Source organism: Pseudaminobacter salicylatoxidans (assembly GCF_003148475.1).
Lineage (GTDB): Bacteria > Pseudomonadota > Alphaproteobacteria > Rhizobiales > Rhizobiaceae > Pseudaminobacter > Pseudaminobacter salicylatoxidans.
Genome location: NZ_QGGG01000016.1, coordinates 1 through 18,482, shown reverse-complemented (window position 1 = coordinate 18,482; position 18,482 = coordinate 1). Strand labels below are relative to the sequence as shown.

At 61.3% G+C, this 18,482-nt stretch carries 22 protein-coding genes and 1 pseudogene; 3 read left to right on the top strand and 20 right to left on the bottom strand.

Translation table 11 applies throughout. From position 1 onward, the window contains the following. Positions 1-138: 138 nt before the first annotated feature. Entirely contained in the window at positions 139-966 is an 828-nt protein-coding gene (locus tag C7441_RS19215) for a hypothetical protein (protein WP_109614321.1), read from the bottom strand. A gap of 388 nt (positions 967-1,354) precedes the next feature. Between C7441_RS19215 and glmM the strand changes: the two genes are divergently transcribed. After that, positions 1,355-2,707, top strand: a complete 1,353-nt coding sequence (glmM, locus tag C7441_RS19210; RefSeq protein ID WP_026060363.1) for a phosphoglucosamine mutase — start codon at positions 1,355-1,357, stop codon at positions 2,705-2,707. Between the two features lie 111 nt (positions 2,708-2,818). Here the strand turns inward: glmM and C7441_RS19205 are convergent, their stop codons facing one another. From C7441_RS19205 to C7441_RS19160, 9 genes and pseudogenes are all read right to left on the bottom strand, one after another. Next, a complete protein-coding gene (locus C7441_RS19205; protein ID WP_109614262.1) occupies positions 2,819-4,546 on the bottom strand; it encodes a hypothetical protein in 1,728 nt (575 codons plus the stop codon). A gap of 63 nt (positions 4,547-4,609) precedes the next feature. Next, entirely contained in the window at positions 4,610-5,908 is a 1,299-nt protein-coding gene (locus tag C7441_RS19200) for an adenylosuccinate synthase (RefSeq protein WP_019172021.1), read from the bottom strand. Positions 5,909-6,204: 296 nt separating this feature from the next. Then, a pseudogene (locus C7441_RS24650) lies at positions 6,205-6,282 on the bottom strand (type II toxin-antitoxin system HicA family toxin); the annotation flags it as partial. Between the two features lie 58 nt (positions 6,283-6,340). After that, positions 6,341-6,568, bottom strand: a complete 228-nt coding sequence (locus tag C7441_RS19190) for a DUF1902 domain-containing protein (protein WP_170125193.1) — start codon at positions 6,566-6,568, stop codon at positions 6,341-6,343. 174 nt (positions 6,569-6,742) lie between these two features. Further along, positions 6,743-8,344, bottom strand: coding sequence for a phosphoglycerate dehydrogenase (gene serA / locus C7441_RS19185; RefSeq protein WP_026060364.1), 1,602 nt, complete (start codon positions 8,342-8,344; stop codon positions 6,743-6,745). A 78-nt stretch (positions 8,345-8,422) separates the two neighbouring features. Then, positions 8,423-9,598: a phosphoserine transaminase gene (locus C7441_RS19180; RefSeq protein ID WP_109614260.1), complete on the bottom strand. Its 1,176-nt coding sequence runs from the start codon at positions 9,596-9,598 to the stop codon at positions 8,423-8,425. Positions 9,599-9,934: 336 nt separating this feature from the next. Further along, a complete protein-coding gene (locus C7441_RS19175) occupies positions 9,935-10,198 on the bottom strand; it encodes a DUF1488 family protein (RefSeq protein WP_109614259.1) in 264 nt (87 codons plus the stop codon). 267 nt (positions 10,199-10,465) lie between these two features. Next, entirely contained in the window at positions 10,466-10,756 is a 291-nt protein-coding gene (locus C7441_RS19165; RefSeq protein ID WP_210205680.1) for a hypothetical protein, read from the bottom strand. 157 nt (positions 10,757-10,913) lie between these two features. Further along, positions 10,914-11,156 (bottom strand): hypothetical protein, encoded by a 243-nt coding sequence (locus C7441_RS19160; protein ID WP_109614320.1) that lies wholly within the window; start codon positions 11,154-11,156, stop codon positions 10,914-10,916. Positions 11,157-11,579: 423 nt separating this feature from the next. On the opposite strand from C7441_RS19160, the gene C7441_RS19155 reads away from it, so the two are divergent. After that, positions 11,580-11,909, top strand: a complete 330-nt coding sequence (locus tag C7441_RS19155) for a hypothetical protein (RefSeq protein WP_109614257.1) — start codon at positions 11,580-11,582, stop codon at positions 11,907-11,909. Between the two features lie 61 nt (positions 11,910-11,970). Further along, positions 11,971-12,252 (top strand): hypothetical protein, encoded by a 282-nt coding sequence (locus C7441_RS19150; RefSeq protein ID WP_109614256.1) that lies wholly within the window; start codon positions 11,971-11,973, stop codon positions 12,250-12,252. A 295-nt stretch (positions 12,253-12,547) separates the two neighbouring features. Here C7441_RS19150 and C7441_RS19145 read toward each other — a convergent pair whose 3' ends face one another. The 10 genes from C7441_RS19145 to C7441_RS24145 all read right to left on the bottom strand — a co-directional run. Then, positions 12,548-12,748, bottom strand: a complete 201-nt coding sequence (locus C7441_RS19145; RefSeq protein WP_109614255.1) for a hypothetical protein — start codon at positions 12,746-12,748, stop codon at positions 12,548-12,550. Positions 12,749-13,042: 294 nt separating this feature from the next. Beyond that, positions 13,043-13,294, bottom strand: a complete 252-nt coding sequence (locus C7441_RS19140) for a hypothetical protein (RefSeq protein WP_109614254.1) — start codon at positions 13,292-13,294, stop codon at positions 13,043-13,045. A 160-nt stretch (positions 13,295-13,454) separates the two neighbouring features. Continuing rightward, a complete protein-coding gene (locus tag C7441_RS19135; protein ID WP_146201531.1) occupies positions 13,455-13,691 on the bottom strand; it encodes a hypothetical protein in 237 nt (78 codons plus the stop codon). Beyond that, entirely contained in the window at positions 13,688-13,873 is a 186-nt protein-coding gene (locus C7441_RS19130; RefSeq protein ID WP_244916205.1) for a hypothetical protein, read from the bottom strand. The genes C7441_RS19135 and C7441_RS19130 overlap by 4 nt, the downstream gene beginning before the upstream one ends. Continuing rightward, positions 13,873-14,460: a lysozyme gene (locus tag C7441_RS19125; protein WP_109614252.1), complete on the bottom strand. Its 588-nt coding sequence runs from the start codon at positions 14,458-14,460 to the stop codon at positions 13,873-13,875. Before C7441_RS19125 ends, C7441_RS19130 begins: the two co-directional genes overlap by 1 nt. A gap of 712 nt (positions 14,461-15,172) precedes the next feature. Next, positions 15,173-15,517 (bottom strand): hypothetical protein, encoded by a 345-nt coding sequence (locus tag C7441_RS19115; RefSeq protein ID WP_109614250.1) that lies wholly within the window; start codon positions 15,515-15,517, stop codon positions 15,173-15,175. Continuing rightward, positions 15,504-15,845 carry a hypothetical protein gene (locus C7441_RS19110; protein ID WP_109614249.1) on the bottom strand — a complete coding sequence of 114 codons (342 nt, stop codon included), beginning with the start codon at positions 15,843-15,845 and terminating at the stop codon, positions 15,504-15,506. The genes C7441_RS19115 and C7441_RS19110 overlap by 14 nt, the downstream gene beginning before the upstream one ends. Before the next feature lies 1 nt (position 15,846). Next, positions 15,847-17,409, bottom strand: coding sequence for a pyocin knob domain-containing protein (locus C7441_RS19105; protein ID WP_109614248.1), 1,563 nt, complete (start codon positions 17,407-17,409; stop codon positions 15,847-15,849). Positions 17,410-17,421: 12 nt separating this feature from the next. Further along, on the bottom strand, positions 17,422-17,982 hold the full coding sequence (locus tag C7441_RS19100) for a hypothetical protein (RefSeq protein WP_109614247.1): 561 nt from the start codon (positions 17,980-17,982) through the stop codon (positions 17,422-17,424). Then, positions 17,979-18,482: hypothetical protein (locus tag C7441_RS24145; protein WP_170125192.1), on the bottom strand; the 504-nt coding region annotated here is incomplete at its 5' end. The genes C7441_RS19100 and C7441_RS24145, both read right to left, overlap by 4 nt.

Genomic DNA, 18,482 nt, shown 5'->3' with positions numbered 1-18,482 from the left:
TGCTGGAAGGCGCGGTCGTGATCCGCTGCTGAAACGAAAAGAGCGGGGCTCAACGCACCGACCAGATGCCGCTTCACAAGAAAAAACCCGCGCACCGGAATGCGCGGGTCTTCGAAATGCCGAATGGCCGAAAAGCGATCAGCTCTTCAGCCGGGCGTTGCAGAGGCTGTAATAGCCGCCACCCTTCTGGATCCACTTCAGGCCACCGAGCGCATTGGCGTCCTTGGCGGCATAATACTGATCCAGGCAGGTGTGCATGCGCGCCTTGCCGGGGCTCTCGTTGGAATACTTCTTGGACACGGCGGTCGGGAACTTGACGCCGCCCGGCGCCCTGGCCGTGGGTGCGGCGGGCTCGCCGCTGTAGGTAGCCTCGCTCGCGGCCGGCACGGTGTCGTCATCGGCTGCGTTGGCGCCGCACTCGGTCTTGCGGAAGTCGTTCCACTTCATGCCGCCGAGCGTGCCGCCGGTCTTTGCCGCCTGATATTTGGCGCTGCATTCCTTCATCGTCAGGCCCTTGCCTTCGGCGACGGCGGCCGTGGTGGAGGATTTGGCGGGCTTGGCGGCTGCAGCGGCGCTGGCGCCGGGGCCGCATTCGGCCTTGCGGAACTGGTTCCAGGTCTTGCCGCCCAGCGAGCCTGCATCCTTGGCCGCGTTATATTTGGCGCTGCATTCCTGCATGGTCAGGCCTTTTGCGCCATCGCTCGAAGCTTCCGTGTCGGTCGCCTTCTTTGTCGATTTCGCGGACTTCTTTTCCGTCTTTGCGGGCGCAGCGGTTGCCGCGCCCGCATCGGCGGCGCACTCGGCCTTGCGGAAGTCGTTCCACTTCATGCCGTTCAGCGTTCCGGCGTCCTTGGCCGCGTTATACTTGGCGCTGCATTCTTTCATGGTTAGCGCACTGGCAGGTGCCGCCAGCAGGCTGGCCGCGATGGCAATGCCGGAAAGGGTGATGAGACGAGTGATGAGCATGGCATTTCTCTCCATTGTTGCCGCCACAGACGTCTCCTATAGGAATATCCCGCAACGGCAGGCGACGCCAGATGCTTAGTAATGCATGAAATTTCTTCCTGTTCCCCCGGACGACGGAACCAGATAGTTAAGTCTGCAAACCGACTCATCCGCGGCAAGTTGGCTGGCGTACGGCTTCAGAAAGCTTGTACATCGCGGTCGACGGGTAAAATCACGCATATTGCCCGGTTTGCTTCGTGAAGCCGGTTAACAAGGAAAAACAACAGTAAATTAAAGCTTTCCGAAGGATTTGTAACATATTCTTACACAATGTGATCTGTGCGCGCCGGTGGGCTGTGGCAAAAGCTGAGTGCGGGAGCGAGCCCAAGGCTGGGGAAACTGGACAAGTATGAGCAGACGTTATTTCGGAACAGACGGTATCCGGGGACGGGCCAACAAATTTCCGATGACTGCCGAGGTCGCCATGAAGGTGGGCATGGCGGCCGGTCTTTCCTTTCAGCGCGGCAACCATCGCCACCGCGTGGTGCTGGGCAAGGACACGCGCCTGTCAGGCTATATGATCGAGAACGCGCTGGTTGCGGGTTTCTGCGCCGCCGGCATGGATGTTTTCCTGCTCGGCCCGGTGCCGACGCCGGCAGTGGCCATGCTGGCCCGTTCGCTGCGCGCCGACATCGGCGTGATGATCTCGGCCTCGCACAACCCATACTACGACAACGGCATCAAGCTGTTCGGCCCTGACGGCTACAAGCTGTCGGACGAGATCGAGATGCGCATCGAGGCGCTGCTCGACCAGGATATCGACATCGCGCTGGCCGATGCCGACGCGCTGGGCCGGGCCAAGCGCATCGACGGCGTGCATGACCGCTACATCGAATTTGCCAAGCGCACGCTGCCGCGCTCCATGTCGCTGTCGGGCCTGCGCATCGTCATCGACTGCGCCAATGGCGCGGCCTACAAGGTGGCGCCCGCCGCCCTGTGGGAACTGGGCGCGGAAGTGATCGCCATCCATGACGATCCAAACGGCTTCAACATCAACGAGGAATGCGGTTCCACCCATCCCGAGAGCCTGGCCAGGAAGGTCCATGAAGTGCGCGCCGACATCGGCATCGCGCTGGACGGCGACGCCGACCGCATGGTCATCGTCGACGAAAAGGGCAATGTGGTCGATGGCGACCAGATCCTCGCTTTGATCGGCGAAGCCTGGCACCAGAGCGGCCATCTCGCCGGCGGCGGCGTGGTTGCCACGGTCATGTCCAATCTCGGGCTGGAACGCTTCCTCGACGGCATCGGGCTGCAGCTCCACCGCACGAAAGTGGGCGACCGCTATGTGGTCGAGCATATGCGCGCGCATGGCCTGAATGTCGGTGGCGAGCAATCCGGCCATATCGTGCTGTCGAATTTCTCCACCACCGGCGACGGTCTGGTTTCGGCGCTGCAGGTGCTGGCTTGCGTGAAGCGGCAGAACAAGCCGGTGAGCGAATTGTGCAGCAAGTTCGAGCCGGTGCCGCAGCTTCTGAAGAATGTACGCTTCTCCGGCGGCAAGCCGCTGGAAGCAGCTCCGGTGAAGGCCGCGATCGAGGAGGCCCGCAACCGTCTCGGCCAGTCCGGTCGCCTCGTCATCCGCCCTTCCGGCACCGAGCCGCTGATCCGCGTCATGGCCGAGGGCGACGATCCCAAGCTGGTGGAAACCGTGGTGGATGACATTATCGGCGTGATTTCCGAGGTCCGCACCGCCGCCTGACGCAGCCACCGGCAAAACAACAAAAAACCCGCCTCGCCGGCGGGTTTTTTTGTCTCTTTACGAAGCGGACGGCTCCGAGAGCCCGCCCTGGGATCACGCCACAGGCCGGCCTCAGCCGGCGCTGTTGCTGGCGCTTGCAGCCTCCCAGGCCTTGAGCGCCTCGTCGAACACCTTCTGGCCGGGAAGACCTTTTTCCATGGTGAAGAGCGCCCGGCGGCCCGACTTGTAGACGATCGGCACGTCGATCCAGCTCTGCCGGCGCAGCAGCGTCATATTGGCTTCCGTCTCCGGCTTGCCGTCGTTCAGCGCGATCAGGAAGAAGCCGTCGGCGATCTTGGCGGGAATGCCGATCAGCGGGTTGCCGGCCTCCTGTTCCGAGCTCTTCATCGAAACGCGCAGCACATTCTCGATGCCGCCACCCTCAAAGCTTGCCGGCGTCAGGAAGATGATCTCGATGATATGGCTGGCCGGCAGCGTCTGGTCCGCATTGCGGCGGATGGTCATGCGCAACTGCAGGTCCTTGCCGGGGATGGTTGCCTCGGCACGAATGGCGGGCTCGGGCGGCAGGTCGCCGCCGGGCGATTCCTTCACCACCGACCAGACGATATTGCCGGGCTCGGCCGAGCCCTGCGCCACGCTGGTGCGCTCTTCGTAGAAGATCGCGCGCTGGCCGATCGCCACACTCGGTTGAGCCGGATTGCCGCTTGCCGGCGGCGGTGTCTGCGGCCCGGCAGGCGGTGTCACCTGGGGGGCTTGCGTGGCGGCGGCAACCGAGGTGCCCTCGCCGATGGTGGCGCTGCCTCCGGCCGGGCCGGGATCCGCTTCCGTGCCGTCGGCGTTCAGGCGCTGCGTGAATTTCGGCTCTCCGCTGGCGGTGGCGGGCTGGCTTGCAGGCTCTTCGCCGGAGGCGGTTGTGGGAGCGCCTCCGGCAGCCTCATCGTCCTTGGCGGCGCCATCCACAAGCGGCTTGGGCGCAACGGCCGCCGCCTCCTTGCCGGAACCACCAAAGAGCCCCGAAAATGCATCCTTGTTCAGCCAGATGCCATAACCCGCGCCACCGATAACGACGAGCGCGGCTGCGGCCGCGATAAGGCCGCGATAGGACCGGCGGCGCTCCGGAATCTCCTCGCCAAAGACCTCTTCCCGCTCATGCTGATTGGCGGCGGCATGGAAGAACTCGTCGCTGGCCGGGTCGCTGCCGGCAAGGGACGACGCGGTCGATGGGGTGGGCTCGGCGTCCGCGCCGGGCAGCCTGTCGAGATCGGCAAGATCATCATCGTCATCTTCGACCACATCGGCCGCCTGCGGCGATGCCGGCATTGCCGCGTCGTCGGCCTTCGGTGCGGCCGTAATTTCAGCCTCCGGGGCCGGCGCCTCGGGCTCCTGCGGGCGCGTTGCCGCGGCAGCCGCACCCGGCATGGTCTTGGGCGCGGTGTCGAGCCACGATGCAAACTCGCGCCTGGGAGCCTCGGGCGCGGCTTCGCTTACAGGCTCTTTCAACGGCTCCGGCGCGCTTAGCGGCGCGGCCGGTTCGGCCGATTTCAGCGGCGCGTTCTTCTGGCGCTCGATGGAGGCGAAGACGCTTTCCAGTTCCTGCAGCGGGTCTTCGCTGATCTTCGGCTGGGCGTGGTCGGAATAGTCCTTCTCGATGGTTGCGATGGCATCCTCGAGAGCGCGCTTTTGCCGGTCGACCACGGCTTGCGGCGGCGGCGGATTGATCGCCGCCAGCTTCGCCTCGATGGTCGCGCGGGCCTTGGCATAGACCTTCTGCCGCAAAGCCGGCGTCGGATCGGTCAACCCGTCCAGCGTCTTCTTCAGAACCGCAACGAAATCTGCCATGCTTCTTTCGACCTGTAGGTTTCATTCCCGGCCGGCCTTGCGCTGGCCGGGAGTTGGCAAAAACTAGTCTTGAAAGGGATCGGTCACAAGTATCGTGTCGTCCCGCTCGGGGCTGGTGGACAAAAGCGCCACCGGCGCGCCGATCAGTTCCTCGATGTGGCGCACATATTTGACCGCCTGCGCGGGCAGGTCGTTCCAGCTGCGCGCACCCTTGGTGGTGGCCTTCCAGCCTTCCAGCGTCTCATAGACCGGCTCCACGCGCGCCTGCGCGCCCTGGCTGGCCGGCAGGTAGTCGATCAGCTCACCGTCGAGCATGTAGCCGGTGCAGACCTTGATCTCTTCCAGCCCGTCGAGCACGTCGAGCTTGGTGAGCGCGATGCCCTTGATGCCGTTGACGGCCACCGCCTGGCGCACCAGCACCGCATCGAACCAGCCGCAGCGGCGCTTGCGCCCGGTGACCACGCCGAACTCGTGGCCCTTGGTGCCGAGGAACTCGCCGATCTCGTTCTGCTGCTCGGTCGGGAACGGCCCTTCGCCCACGCGCGTGGTGTAGGCCTTGGTGATGCCGAGCACATAGTTGATGGCGTTCGGCCCCATGCCCGAGCCGGGCGCGGCCTGGCCGGCAACGGTGTTGGACGAGGTAACGAACGGATAGGTGCCGTGGTCGATGTCGAGCAGCGTGCCCTGCGCACCCTCGAACAGGATGCGTTCGCCCGCGCGGCGGCGGTCATCCAGTACCTTCCAGACGCGGTCCATATAGGGGAGGATCTTGTCGGCGACGGAGGTCAGTTCCTGCATGATCGCTTCATGCGTAACTTCCGAATGGCCGAGACCGCGGCGCAGCGCATTGTGATGCGTCAGCAACCGGTCCACCTTCGACGGCAATGTGTCCAAATCAGCCAAATCCATCACTCGGATCGCGCGGCGTCCGACCTTGTCCTCATAGGCGGGGCCGATGCCCCTGCGGGTCGTCCCGATCTTCGTGCCGGAATTGGAGGCCGCATCTTCGCGGAATCCGTCAAGCTCCCGGTGGAGCGACAGGATAAGCGCTGTATTTTCGGCGATTTTCAGGCGTTCGGGTGTCACTTCCACGCCCTGCTCGCGCAATTTCTCGGCTTCGGCCACAAAAGCATGCGGGTCGAAGACCACGCCATTGCCGATAACCGACAGTTTGCCGTCGCGCACGATGCCGGAGGGAAGCAGCGACAGCTTGTAGACCTTGCCGTCCACCACCAGCGTGTGGCCGGCATTGTGCCCGCCCTGGAAGCGCACCACCACATCGGCGCGTTCCGACAGCCAGTCGACGATCTTGCCCTTGCCTTCGTCGCCCCACTGCGAGCCGACGACCACCACATTGGCCATGATTTCTTCCCTTCCGTGCCGCGCGCGCGGCGCAAACCTATAGAACGACAGGCCTCTATAACGGCTACATTCCCGAAACGCGACCATTCTTTGGCCCGGCGGCTACAACAATTTCGTCGCGCCGCAACCTTTACTTGTCCGGGTATCGGGCAAGCAAGAACGCTGAAGAGGCGCGGTTCCTCAGAATGCCTTGGGCAGACCGGCATCCTTGAGAATTGCATTGCCAAGTGTCGCGATTTCAGGAATGTGACGACGGTAACACGCTGACCCGTGCCGGGATGGTGCCAAATTTCGTGATCGCCCTTGCCTTGCCGCAGACATTCCCAACCGGCTTCCGCCAACAGCTTTTTCAGAGGCTTCGCAAAATTCTCCATCGATAGCGCGCCGTCTCCCATCCGGCCCGCACGCTACGATGCTGGTATATACCGGCAACTACTCCGCCGCCATTGGCCCGCTTGCAGTCGAAATTCCGTGTACGATCAGTTCCACCTCAACTTCGGCAGGATCGTTCAGATCGGCCAGGTCGGGGAGGATTGCCAGAATGCTCTGTCGCAATCCATCAAGCGTCTCGCTTTCGGTTGCCAGTCCGGTCCCGTCTCTGGAAACGGCATACCAGACCGAAGCTTCAGCATCCCAGCGCACGTCAACGATCAGTTTCATCACTGCCTCCGAACCTCTGCAGCTTAGCAGTTTAGAAAACGCGATCCAATGCTTGCATAAGGCCATGCGTTTCCGGGGAAAAGAATGCCAGGCCGTTCAAGAAACGCGCCCCCACAGCACGAAAAAGGCGCCGGTTGCCCGACGCCTTTCCGTTCATCCGATCTTCCGCCAGCCTCAGTTGCCGTTCACGTCGAACTGCAGCGGCTTGGCCGACTCGATGGCCGGGTGCGCCCGCACCTTGGCCAGAACGTCTTCCGGGAACGGCGCGTCGAGATAGAGCAGCGCAATGGCATCGCCGCCCGGCCGGTCGCGGCCGAGCGCGAAGTTGGCGATGTTGACGCTGTTCTCGCCGCAGACGGTGCCGAGCAGGCCGATGATGCCCGGTGCGTCGGCATTGGTCGTGTAGAGCATGTGCTGACCGACCTCGGCGTCGAGATTGATGCCCTTGATCTGGATGAAGCGCGGCTTGTGATCGGAGAAACAGGTGCCGGCAATCGAGCGGGTTTGCTTCTCGGTCTTGACGGTGAGCTTGATATAGCCGTCGAACACGCCCGACTTGTCGCGCTTGACCTCGGCGACGATGATGCCGCGCTCCTTCACCATGATCGGCGCCGACACCATGTTCACGTCCGCCACCTGCGGGCGGATCAGGCCAGCAAGGGCCGCGCTGATCAGCGCACGCGTGTTCATGGCGGCGGTCGAGCCATCGAACAGGATCTCGACTTCCTTGATCGGATCTTCGGTGACTTGGCCGACAAAGGCGCCCAGCACCTCCGCAAGCTTTACGAACGGCTTCAGGCGTGGCGCTTCCTCGGCCGTGATCGAGGGCATGTTGATGGCGTTGGAGACCGCACCCTTGATCAGATAGTCCGACATCTGCTCGGCGATCTGCAGCGCCACATTCTCCTGCGCTTCCGTGGTGGACGCACCCAGATGCGGCGTGGTGACGACATTGTCCATGCCGAACAGCGCGTTCTCGGTCGCGGGCTCGACCTCGAACACGTCGATGCCGGCACCGGCCACCTTGCCGCTCTGCAACGCTGCGATCAGGTCGGCCTCGACGATCAGGCCGCCGCGCGCGCAATTGATGATGCGCACGCCGTCCTTCATCCTGGCGATCGCATCGGCATTGATGATGTTGCGCGTCTTGTCGGTGAGCGGCGTGTGCAGCGTGATGAAGTCGGCACGCGCGAACAGCGCGTCCAGTTCCACCTTTTCGACGCCCAGTTCGGAAGCGCGATCCTCCGACAGGAAGGGGTCGAAGGCGACGACGTGCATCTTCAATCCAACGCCGCGCGCGGCCACGATGGAGCCGATATTGCCGCATCCGATCACGCCCAGCGTCTTGCCGGTGATCTCGACGCCCATGAAGCGGTTCTTCTCCCACTTGCCGGCATGGGTCGAGCTGTTGGCCTCGGGGATCTGGCGGGCCAGTGCGAACATCAGCGCAACGGCGTGCTCGGCGGTGGTGATGGAATTGCCGAAGGGCGTGTTCATCACGATGATACCGCGGCGCGAGGCGGCGGGAATGTCGACATTGTCGACGCCAATGCCGGCGCGGCCGACGACCTTGAGGTTGGTCGCGGCGGCGATCAGCTTTTCCGTGACCTTCGTGGCCGAGCGGATGGCGAGGCCGTCATACTGGCCGATGATTTCGGCGAGCTTTTCCTTGTCCTTGCCGACATCGGGCAGATAGTCGACTTCGACGCCGCGATCCTTGAAGATCTGAACGGCGGTGGGGGAGAGTTTGTCGGATACGAGTACGCGAGGTGCCATAATGGCCTCCATCAGGTGAAATTCAAACTTGGGGAAGCAGGCGACCGTCCCAACCCGGCCGCCCAAAGAACCTGGGACTCAGGCCGCCGTTTTCAGCGCGGCCTTCTGGTTCCGAAACGCCCATTCGAGCCATGCCGTCAGCGCCTCGAGGTCGGAAGCTTCGACGGTCGCGCCGGTCCAGATGCGCAGACCCGACGGCGCATCGCGATAGGCGCCGATGTCATAGGCGACGCCTTCCTTGTCGAGGGCCGAAACGATGCCCTTGGCAAAGGCGGCCTGCGCCTCCGCGTCGAGCGCGGTCACTTCCGGATCGACGATGGTGAGGCACACCGAAGTGTTCGAGCACGTTGCCGGATCGGTCGCCAGATTGGCGAGCCACGGCGTCTTCCCGACAAAGGCATCGAGCACGGCGAAATTGCGGTCGGCACGGGCGGTCAGGGCGTCGAGCCCACCAATCGACTTCGCCCAATTGAGCGCGTCGAGATAATCCTCCACCGCCAGCATGGACGGCGTGTTGATGGTCTCGCCCTTGAAGATGCCTTCGATCAGCTTGCCGCCCTTGGTCAGGCGGAAGAGCTTCGGCAGCGGCCAGGCCGGCTTGTAGGTTTCGAGCCGCTCGACGGCACGCGGCGACAGGATGAGCATGCCATGCGCGCCCTCACCGCCCAGCACTTTTTGCCAGGAGAAGGTGACGACATCGAGTTTCTGGAAATCCAGCTTCTGCGCGAAGGCGGCCGAAGTGGCATCGCAGATGGTCAGGCCCTGGCGATTGGCCGGGATGAAATCGGCGTTCGGCACGCGCACGCCGGAGGTCGTGCCGTTCCAGGTGAACACCACGTCGCGGTCGAAATCGACTGCGGCGAGATCGGGCAACGCGCCATAGGGTGCTTCGAAGATGCGGACATCCGGCAGCTTGAGTTGCTTGGCCACATCGGTGACCCAGCCGGCACCGAAGCTTTCCCAGGCCAGCATGTCGACGCCGCGGGCGCCGAGCAGCGACCAGAGCGCCATTTCGACGGCGCCGGTGTCGGACGCAGGCACGATGCCGATGCGATAGTCGGCCGGAACCTGCAGGACTTCACGGGTGAGGTCGATTGCCTGCTGGAGCTTGGTCTTGCCGATCTTGGCGCGGTGGGAGCGGCCGAGGGCTGCGTCAGCGAGAACTTGGAGGGACCAGCCGGGGCGCTTTGCGCAGGGGCCGGATGAAAAATTAGGGTTTGCCGGACGCAAGTCCGGCTTCGGCAGTACAGTCATGTTGATCCTATCCTTCCAGATAGCACGCCTCTCGTTGGGGAGAGGTGGCCCACTGCTGCGAATATCGAAAGCCTTAGAAAACCGCAAGGGATAAAGGGATTTGCGGCAAACTTTCTTGCAGGTTCGTGCAGGCTCGTGCAGAACGAAGATGGAACAAGCATGATTTGCTGACACGTGATTGACACGCCAGTGACACGCGAATCGCCGGTTTGTTCATGAGAAGTTCTGGAGATGCCCGCCATGTCCAGCATCACGCCACAGCAGAAGATGCCGAAACTGATCGTCGTGATGGCATTCGATCGCGACGAGGAAGGCGAGTCGCAACCAACGCCGCTTCTACCGCAGATCGGCTTCCGTCAGCACGTAGAAGCTCTTGTTGCTGCGAGTATAGGCGCGCTGTGCTGCGTCCAGAATTGGAAGCCGGGAGGCATCAAAAGCCGCCAGGCATTTCTGTTCGGTATCGATCACAGGAACCTCACTCAACAAGGCCTGAGCCTCGATCGAGAAGGGTACCTGGAAGGTACCGTCATATCCGACAAAACGGATACGTTTGGCCGCTTCATCATAGCTTCGGCTGCGATTAGGAAAGATCAGCGTCATGGTTTGTCTCCCGCCTGAGTCAATCTTGAACGCGCCGCCTCGGCCAGCTGCTTGCGTTTCAGAGCGTTGCGCGCATTGAGACCGATCATGGTAGCGGTGGCCTCCCCTCGCTCCAGTCCCGTCATAAGTCGACCTCCCACGACGGCTGGGACGCCGCTGAATACGTGATAGACCGTCCACGACCGATCCCCCTCAACGCGGCGGCCGTAATTGTGGTTGATAATGGACCGCCCTAGCGCTCCACCTTCATTTTCCCAGGCGCCTATATCAAAACCGTGGTCGCCTCGCGTGGTTCTTTGGTTGTGTGGTTGCATGGCATAACTCCTCGCCAAAGCGATCATAGGTCGTTGATTTCGGCGCCGCGCAGTAGAGTTGACGTCCCTCTTTGTCGTAAATACTGACCTTGTCAGGCTCTTGGGGCATATCGAGGGAATAGAAGAGCGATTTTGCCAGTCTGATAGCCGCGGCGCTGTCGAGGGCATCGCAAGTTACGCGCCCTAAGACCGCGTGTGCGCCGTCCACGTCGCGAACCCGATAAAACTCAATGATGACTTTCATCTGAGCTACCTGCGGGATGGCTCATTTCTGGGGCCGGCGAACCCCAACATTTCCGTTGTCGGCGAGCCTGACTTGCGAACCTGACGGCGCTCCGGCTTTGTCCGGTTTCTTTTCCTTCTTAGGCTTCCTGATTTCCCGATTGCTGCGCATCTGACCTTTAGCCATGGAAATCTCCCTTAAACAAAAACCCGATAGGCGATGGTAGGTTGATAAGTTCGAGCGTGTCCTCGGTGGTTACCCGCTCATGCCGCTCACCATCGCTGCGAATGCGGTATTGAGGCGAGTTATTCCGCTCCGGCAGGATCGCGGTGATACGATAAACTCCCCCGGCGGCGTCGGACCGGTTGAATCCATTCTTCAGATGAACTGACTGTCCTATCGCAAATCGATGCAGTGCCATTTTCTTGTATCCTAAGGTTCGAGAGCGGTTGCCCTCTGTCCAGGCCTTGGCAATGTGCCGCGGCGAGTGCGCTCCAGCGCCAATATGGACGAAAAGTCTGCCCAACAGTCGCGAGGCAAAATCGTGCCGCGCTCGAGCATCGTAAACCTGGATAGAAATTGGCGGGTCGAAAGCCTCTGACGCCGCGGAAGGCCAAGTCAGGCCAAATGAACGATTTGGGGAACATACGCCTCAATTGAGGTTTATTCGAGACTTACTTTTCGCGAACAGAAAAACTGCCCTTAACGCGAGACTTTCAAGCGAGTCCAGAATGTTCATGGACTATGTGAGGCATGAAGCGCATGATGCCATGTCGGCGTCATCTGGAACGGGCGATCCCGATTAAGGGCCAACATACCCTAGCCCCAAGTTCAGGAGGACATCATGTCTTCCACTTATCTCACCTCCGCCGACATGAGCATGATCAGCCGCCTTGTCGCAGAAGTGCGCGAATCGCAGACCTTCCGCAATCTCCCCAGAGAAACCGCCGCGGCACGCTTTCTCATTAAGCAATACGAGGAAAACCTCACGGCAGAGCCGGAGCTTCGGGAGAAATTGGCCCTGTATCTGGAAGCGCTTGAAATCACAGCTCCCAATGATAACGGCGCGAGTGGTCGGTTGCCGCGTACAGAAGCGAAGCGCTTCATCGACAATGACAGTGACGGCACGCGCCGGCGGTTGACCGAAACCAAGCGCCGCAACCAACTGATATAGGCCTCCCAACGCACCCCGAGATCAGCCCTCTGGGTGCGCCGGCAACCATAGAGCAACAACCATGCGCACCACCAGAAGAACCGTCCGGTTTTCCTCCCCGTTCCTGCTGTACGGGTTCGACGCTCCGCAGCCGCCTGGTGAATATTTCATCGATCAGGACGACGAAGAGATCGAGGGCCTTTCATGGCTGGCTTACCGACGCGTTGCCACCTTCATCCACCTGCCCGCGATTACATCCGGGGTCAGAACGCACCAGGTCGTCCAGATAGACGCCGCCGATCTCGAGGCGGCCTTGAGAAAGGATGGCGAGGTGTCAACGGCCTCGGCAACAGAAGCAACATGATAAGTCACGCGCCAGGTCGGATTGCGAACGACAGCGCTTTTGCGGGCATGAAAAAAGCGGGCCGTGATGCCCGCTTCCCCTTCAATCCTGAGACATGTGAACCGCCGGTACATTCGTGGTCGGCGCACCATCAATCAGGGCAAATACAACTACCGCTCAGGGAAACCCAACATCGTATCTCGACGAGCGTTCCCGGCCGGTTGGCAGCCGATGTCCCTCATATGGACGTTCGGGATACATAAAGCAAGAGGATTGAGATTTTCGCTTCGCAGCCAGAACGGGCCCAGCTATCGGATCAGCCTTTGTCATCAACTGGGTGATCAGTGACTTCATCCTGTTCCTGCGCCAATCTGGCCAGCCGCAATCGCTCGCTCTTCGCGTCGCGAACAGCTCTCTCGCGCTCGACGATTTCTCGCGCCGCCCTCGTGGTCATGTCACCCTTGGTTTCGCTCGCTGTGGGTCTGGGCTTGAAGATGCCGTCGGGAACACTTGTCATCCATCATCCTTCCGCAAGTATAAAAGGCCCGCCGGAACGGCAATCCGGCGGGCCCGTTCTGTTCCAAACCCACCTTTGAGACAACTGATTTACCGCCAACTTGTTCCATTAATCGTCGCACACCAACCCCAAGCGATCACCCAGACGCAAAAAAGCCCGCCCCGGCGAACCGGAGCGGGCGCAGCCATATTACTGGCGTCGGGAAAATGGTCAGGGCGTCACGTAAGTGCGCGCATTGATCTCATTCGGCGGATGACAACGATAGGCCATGGTCGCTCCTTTCTGCGCTGGAACTCAAACGGGCGGCGGGCGGAACCAGGCAATGATCTTCAGTACCGATTCGCCCAGCATCACGACGCCCACGACGAAGCCGAGAAAACCGACGATCAGCCATTTCATGAAGGTTCCGACCGTGCGGATCGCGTTGACGAGTCGCACGCCGTCTTTCAGCGTGGCGATGTCCTCTTCCCGTAGCTGCGCAAGAAACTCCCGCGTTTCTTCTGGAAGCTCCGCCATGCGTTCGGCTGGTTTGGCTGTTTCATCCATGTTCGCAATCCGTCCGTCCACTGCCCATGTCCCCGTTGTGTGATGCTATTTCCGGCCGCAATAGCTGTCGCGCGCCGCGTTATTCGCCTTGATCTGTCGCAATGTCTCGTTGGTATCGGCATCGGCCCATGTGACCGGCTGCCAAACCGAGCACATCGCCTTATTTGCGCTTGTAGGCGTCTGGCTGGCGCAGCTTGCCAGCATCAGCATTGAGCCGGTCAGCATCAGCGCGCGCCGCGCCGGCCGCCGCCACGTCCTGCAATTCCTTTGCATTCGCTTCGGCCTCCTTGGCATTGTTTGCCGTGCGTTCGAGCTTGGCTCCGACGACACGCCCGCGCGCGTAAACGGCTATGAGCGAGATAAGACCGGCCAGCGCTGCGATGAGGTAGGCGGTCACGTGCGCCACCCCAGCTTCCGGGCAAGCAGATAGAAGCCTTCGGTGGCAAAGCCGACCAGTGCGGCGGCAGCGGCCGTGGTGACGGCAACAACATCAGGATCGGCGGCAAGGTGATCACCCACCTCATAGCCGATGATGCCACCCACGCCGTAGCGCAGCAGAATGCGAATATATGGACCCATTATCGGCCTCCCTTGAAGATGGCTTTGAGGATGGAGAGAAGCGCGGTCCAAAAGCCGCTTGGAGAGGTGGTGACTTGAGGGGCTTTTTGAGGCTCGGAAGCCTTGGTATTGCTGGGTTTTGGGGTGGTGACGAAAGGCGTCAGAAACTGCTTGCGCTCGTCCTGCCGGCGAATGGTCAGGCCGCGCAGTTCGACCTTCTTGCCGTTGACGGTGGCCTTGTTCCAGACAAGGAATTGATCGGCCGCGCCTGCCCTGTCTCCAGCATTCAGCTTGCGAACAAGCGTCGAGTTTTTGAAGGCACCGCCACCGATGTTGAAGCAGAGCGAAACCAGCGCATCGAACTCATTCCGGTTCAGATGGACTTTGACGGCGGCCGATACCTGGCTCTCGACGACGGCAAGGTCGCGGGTCAGGATTTGATCAGCCTCCCACGCGCTGATCTTCATGCCTTTGACCACCTTGGGGGCACCGGCTGCTGATGTGTGGCCGGTTCCGATTGTCCAGATGCCGGCACTATCCTGATAGGCGGTCAGAACGGTTCCTTCGCGACGTGCGATATCGCCCCGCCCGGATTGGCTGGTTCGCATAGCTGGTCCTTTCGTTAACTGTGATGCTGATATGAGACCGCCGTCCTGACGCCCTGCAGGACAGGCCCGGCCCCTTGCAAGAATTGCACTCCCGCCTTGCCACGGGTCGGGCCACCCTTGCGTTCATCAGCCGGATAGCTAGGCTCCCATCAATGGGAGAGGGCTATGGGCGGCTGGGATCGATCACCACATTACGGCGGCGGTAAAGCGCGATGGTGGGACATATTGCTCACGATCGCGCTTATGGTCGCGTTCGCCGGCGGGTGGTGGTGGCTGTTCAGGTAGCCGGCCACAGCGCGCCCGAGAATGGGCGGATTTTCCTAAAACACGGATTGATTGGGTTGAAGTTGCAGCCTAATGTCTCGACGCCTTGCGGATGCATCCGTAGGCGGGGCGTCGAAACCCCTCGGTGGCGGCCAGTGCAGCCGTAAGTGCGCTTCCCGATACGTCGGGGAGGCTCACGCGCATGTCCAGGCGAAAGCTAAAGGCGTGGGCGCTCTCCACCGAGAGTTTCGAACTCCCCGACACAAATCGGGAGGTTGCAATGCTTCGCGCCGTTTACATGCTCGGATCGCTCGTCGCGATTGTTGTCACAACTGCTTTCCTGCTGCCCCTTGCGCTTTTCATCGCCGCGTCGAAACTGTGGGAAGCAGCCGAATTGCACACGCGATACAAGGGTGACGTTGCAGCCAGAGACAGGGACCATTGGCGGTCAAGCTGACGCTTCTGCCGGCCACTCGATAAACGGCAATTCAGCGAGAAACGCTTCCACCGTCGGCTGCTGGCGCTCACCGGCAAGCACCTTGTCCAGTTCTGCATATGCGTGGATCCAGACAGCATCACGCCAGCCGACGAAGGCCTGCGCCTCGGCGGCCCACTGCGCATTGCCGCTGGCAACATAGGACGCCAGAGAATTGCCACTGTCATAGCGGCGGCTGGAGGCGACCATATCGACATGCGATTGGATGGCGACGCGGAACAGCTCGACGGTGGTCGCCTGCGCCTCGGCCGCCTTCATTGCGGCCGTGATGATGGTCGAGGGATCAGGCTTCCACATCGATGGGCTCCTCGGCGGGTTCAGGATCAAACGGGATGGCGAGTGGCCCGTCTGGCGGGTCGATCAGGTCAGATGGAAAGGCGACCGCAGGCGACGGGTTCGGCCCATGCGGCAAGAGCAGTGTCAGCTGAAGGACGTCAGCGATACGCTCGACCGGCCCGACAATGAATTCACACGGCACCATGCCTTTCGGGATGGTCGCGCCGTCAGGCAGGTCGGTGAAGTCGAAGACCTCGCCATTGATCGTCAGGACATCACCAACCTTCGATACTGTCAGTGATTTGGGGGTCCGGGGCAGGCAGGTGACGGGAGAGAAGGAAACGATCATGTCACTTGTACCTCCCTATGGCGGTGATAGAGACCACGAAATTGGATTCAGTGACGGCGGTTCCGCTCATCATGACGAGAGAGCCCCCATCTGTGGTCGTTATCTCGTTTGAAGACGCTCCGATCAGCAGAGGTCTGATCCCGCCAACCTTGAAGCCGGAAACTGCCGGCACTTCGATGAACTCTGCAGCCCAGTTGCCTATGTTGTGCGTGTTGTTGTTCCAGAACACGTTCCCCCACGCGAGAGAAACCGGGCCAAGGCCTGTGAGCTTCTTCGTGCAAATCTGCGTACCGTCAGGAAGTCGCGTCGCCGTGCCGTTGGCATTGGTAATGCGGGTGATCGCGTCCGAGCCGACCTGGACCCACTGCCCCCACGATCCTGCGGCGCGAATGCGATACCAAATCCCGCCAGTAGAGTTGCGATAAGGATATGCAATCTGGATGAGGTTTTGGTCCGTCGAGTAGCGCTTGACGTCGCAGTAGAAGTACTGGCTGGAGACCGGGGCATTTGGGTTATTGATCCCAAGCAGCCGAGGGTGAAACCCCGGACTGACAATCGTGTCCCAGTCAGTATCGGCTTCCGTGTTTGTCGCGAAAGTATCGCGTGCGGCAGTTGCGATGCCGCGCACCTGATCGCCGGTCAAGAGTTCCACATCACCCACGCCGGCAGCCTGACGTCCGAGAATGCGTTGGCTGGCCATCGACTTCAGAGACACCACTGGCTTGGTTGGGTCAGTAGAGTTGATGTCTACCAAATTGCCAGAGACCAGCTCGGTGACAGTTCCCTGACCATCGTTCCCGTGCCGAGCGATCAGCCGCCACCATGCATTCTCGGTCGCTGGCAGCGCGGGCGGCGTATTGCCGGTCGTTTCCTGCAGCGCGATCCAGCTTGAGCCTGCAAACAGGACAACATCATCGGGCTGGTAGGTGGTGCCGGCGGCGTAATCGCCCTTGCTGTAGAAACCACGGCCGGCAGGGATGCCGAACTTCATTTTCGGCGCGGTGGGCGTGCCGGTGTTTGAGACGGTCGGCAGAGATCCCGGCGCGAGCGCTTCGGGTGCCACGAACAGGAAGGGCGTCAGCGGGCCTTGCTCACCCCTTGCGCCCTGGCCGTAAACATTCGGCCCAGCCCAGTCGCCAGCCGCATCCGAAGCCTTGATATAAAGCTCGAACGGCTCTGTCGTGACATCGAGGAAGATGAAATCCTTCGGTGCGGTGTCGTAGGCCGCGCGCTGCGCCAGCGTGCCCATCGCGTCGAAATTGATGTAGCTGAGCTTGTTTAGCCGATCCGCGATCGACGCCAGCCGGTCATTTGCCTCGATCGCACTTGCGGCCTGCGCCGTCTCACGGAAGATCGAATAGGCAAGGTCAGCACCATTCGCGCCGGGCCACGGATAATCGAGTTCAAGGTGCGTGTCGTCGATCACGGTGCACGGCACCGCCATGCCGGCGCAACAGAAGAGGCCGCCGGTGACAAGCGCAAGCGCCCATGCTGTACCCGCGCCAACGACAGAAGTGGACCCGGCCGCCACCGTGACGGTGCCGGTCTTGTAAGACTGTGCCATGTGATGATTGCCTCAGCGTTTGTCGTCAATGAGCGCTGCAAGCGCGTCTTCGATATCTTGTGAGGTCGCAGCCGACCGGATCCGAGCCTTCAGGCTCCTGCGCTTGTGCTCCATTTGTGCGATCGCCTCGTCCTGACGCACGGCGTTTTCCATGATCGCGAGCCGGTCAGTCTCGTCAGCAACCAGAGCCCCGCCACCTGCCTCGGCTTGTCGACGTTTTGCCGCATGCAGATCCGCCAGCGGCCCAAGCAGTGACCGCAGCCGAGCTGCGAAGGCACGGTCCAGCTCGGCTATTGCTTCGCCGCGCAAGATCTCCAGGCGGTGTTCGGCCGGCGCCGCTTGTTCGTTGGATGGAAGCAGAACATCGTTAAGCGTGGCGACCGCGTTGATCGGTTTGCGAACTTTACGTCGATCAACGCGCACCTCTGTGTCAGGCCCCTTCCCATCCGCCGGGACCACGATACGCGTGCCCCTTGCGATTTCCGGAGGGAACATCGAGTTTGGAACGCGGCATTGCGTGACGATGCACCCGTTGCGGTCAACGACGAGATAGAACGTGCTGCGCGTACTCATGTGAACACCCAAATGCCGGAGTTGCACCTGACCGTGACAGAGCCGGTTTGGTTGGGAGATGTCTGAAGCGTGTTCCACGTCCAGATGTCATATCGAACCGTCGACGCGCCAGATATGCGCCGCATGACGTTTCGGCTGTCGGACACGGTGCCCGCGCCATTCTGCGATCGGGCCTCACCAAACAATTCACCGGCGGACACGCTGGATGAGTTTCCGTTCCGCTTTACCACAATGTAAGCATCGCACGTCGTGTTGCTTCCCGATCTGGTCGAGGTCGCGGTCAGATCAACGAATTCGATAAATGGCTTTCCGGCAGGAACGTTGACGATGAGTGTTCCACGATGCCGCCATGCGCCATCATCGAAGTTGGTCGAACGTGTAAACGAATACGTCAGCGGCTCGAAGCGCGAGAATGCATCGACATTGATCAGGTCCTCGATGACGGTGCCGTTCTGCAGGATCAGCTTCGCGTCGATCTTCGCTGCCGTGATGTTGGTGGC

Bases quoted from the DNA above. Each gene is read 5' to 3' on its own strand.
- C7441_RS19130 (WP_244916205.1), bottom strand. From the start codon at position 13,873: ATGGGTCCATATATTCGCATTCTGCTGCGCTACGGCGTGGGTGGCATC.
- C7441_RS19215 (WP_109614321.1), bottom strand. From the start codon at position 966: ATGCTCATCACTCGTCTCATCACCCTTTCCGGCATTGCCATCGCGGCC.
- C7441_RS19160 (WP_109614320.1), bottom strand. From the start codon at position 11,156: ATGGCACTGCATCGATTTGCGATAGGACAGTCAGTTCATCTGAAGAAT.
- C7441_RS19155 (WP_109614257.1), top strand. From the start codon at position 11,580: ATGTCTTCCACTTATCTCACCTCCGCCGACATGAGCATGATCAGCCGC.
- C7441_RS19140 (WP_109614254.1), bottom strand. From the start codon at position 13,294: ATGGATGAAACAGCCAAACCAGCCGAACGCATGGCGGAGCTTCCAGAA.
- C7441_RS19190 (WP_170125193.1), bottom strand. From the start codon at position 6,568: ATGAAACTGATCGTTGACGTGCGCTGGGATGCTGAAGCTTCGGTCTGG.
- C7441_RS19150 (WP_109614256.1), top strand. From the start codon at position 11,971: ATGCGCACCACCAGAAGAACCGTCCGGTTTTCCTCCCCGTTCCTGCTG.
- glmM (WP_026060363.1), top strand. From the start codon at position 1,355: ATGAGCAGACGTTATTTCGGAACAGACGGTATCCGGGGACGGGCCAAC.
- C7441_RS19205 (WP_109614262.1), bottom strand. From the start codon at position 4,546: ATGGCAGATTTCGTTGCGGTTCTGAAGAAGACGCTGGACGGGTTGACC.
- C7441_RS19125 (WP_109614252.1), bottom strand. From the start codon at position 14,460: ATGCGAACCAGCCAATCCGGGCGGGGCGATATCGCACGTCGCGAAGGA.
- C7441_RS19145 (WP_109614255.1), bottom strand. From the start codon at position 12,748: ATGACAAGTGTTCCCGACGGCATCTTCAAGCCCAGACCCACAGCGAGC.
- C7441_RS19200 (WP_019172021.1), bottom strand. From the start codon at position 5,908: ATGGCCAATGTGGTGGTCGTCGGCTCGCAGTGGGGCGACGAAGGCAAG.
- C7441_RS19105 (WP_109614248.1), bottom strand. From the start codon at position 17,409: ATGGCACAGTCTTACAAGACCGGCACCGTCACGGTGGCGGCCGGGTCC.
- C7441_RS19165 (WP_210205680.1), bottom strand. From the start codon at position 10,756: ATGAAAGTCATCATTGAGTTTTATCGGGTTCGCGACGTGGACGGCGCA.
- C7441_RS19110 (WP_109614249.1), bottom strand. From the start codon at position 15,845: ATGATCGTTTCCTTCTCTCCCGTCACCTGCCTGCCCCGGACCCCCAAA.
- C7441_RS19175 (WP_109614259.1), bottom strand. From the start codon at position 10,198: ATGACGCTGATCTTTCCTAATCGCAGCCGAAGCTATGATGAAGCGGCC.
- serA (WP_026060364.1), bottom strand. From the start codon at position 8,344: ATGGCACCTCGCGTACTCGTATCCGACAAACTCTCCCCCACCGCCGTT.
- C7441_RS19115 (WP_109614250.1), bottom strand. From the start codon at position 15,517: ATGTGGAAGCCTGATCCCTCGACCATCATCACGGCCGCAATGAAGGCG.
- C7441_RS19100 (WP_109614247.1), bottom strand. From the start codon at position 17,982: ATGAGTACGCGCAGCACGTTCTATCTCGTCGTTGACCGCAACGGGTGC.
- C7441_RS19180 (WP_109614260.1), bottom strand. From the start codon at position 9,598: ATGACTGTACTGCCGAAGCCGGACTTGCGTCCGGCAAACCCTAATTTT.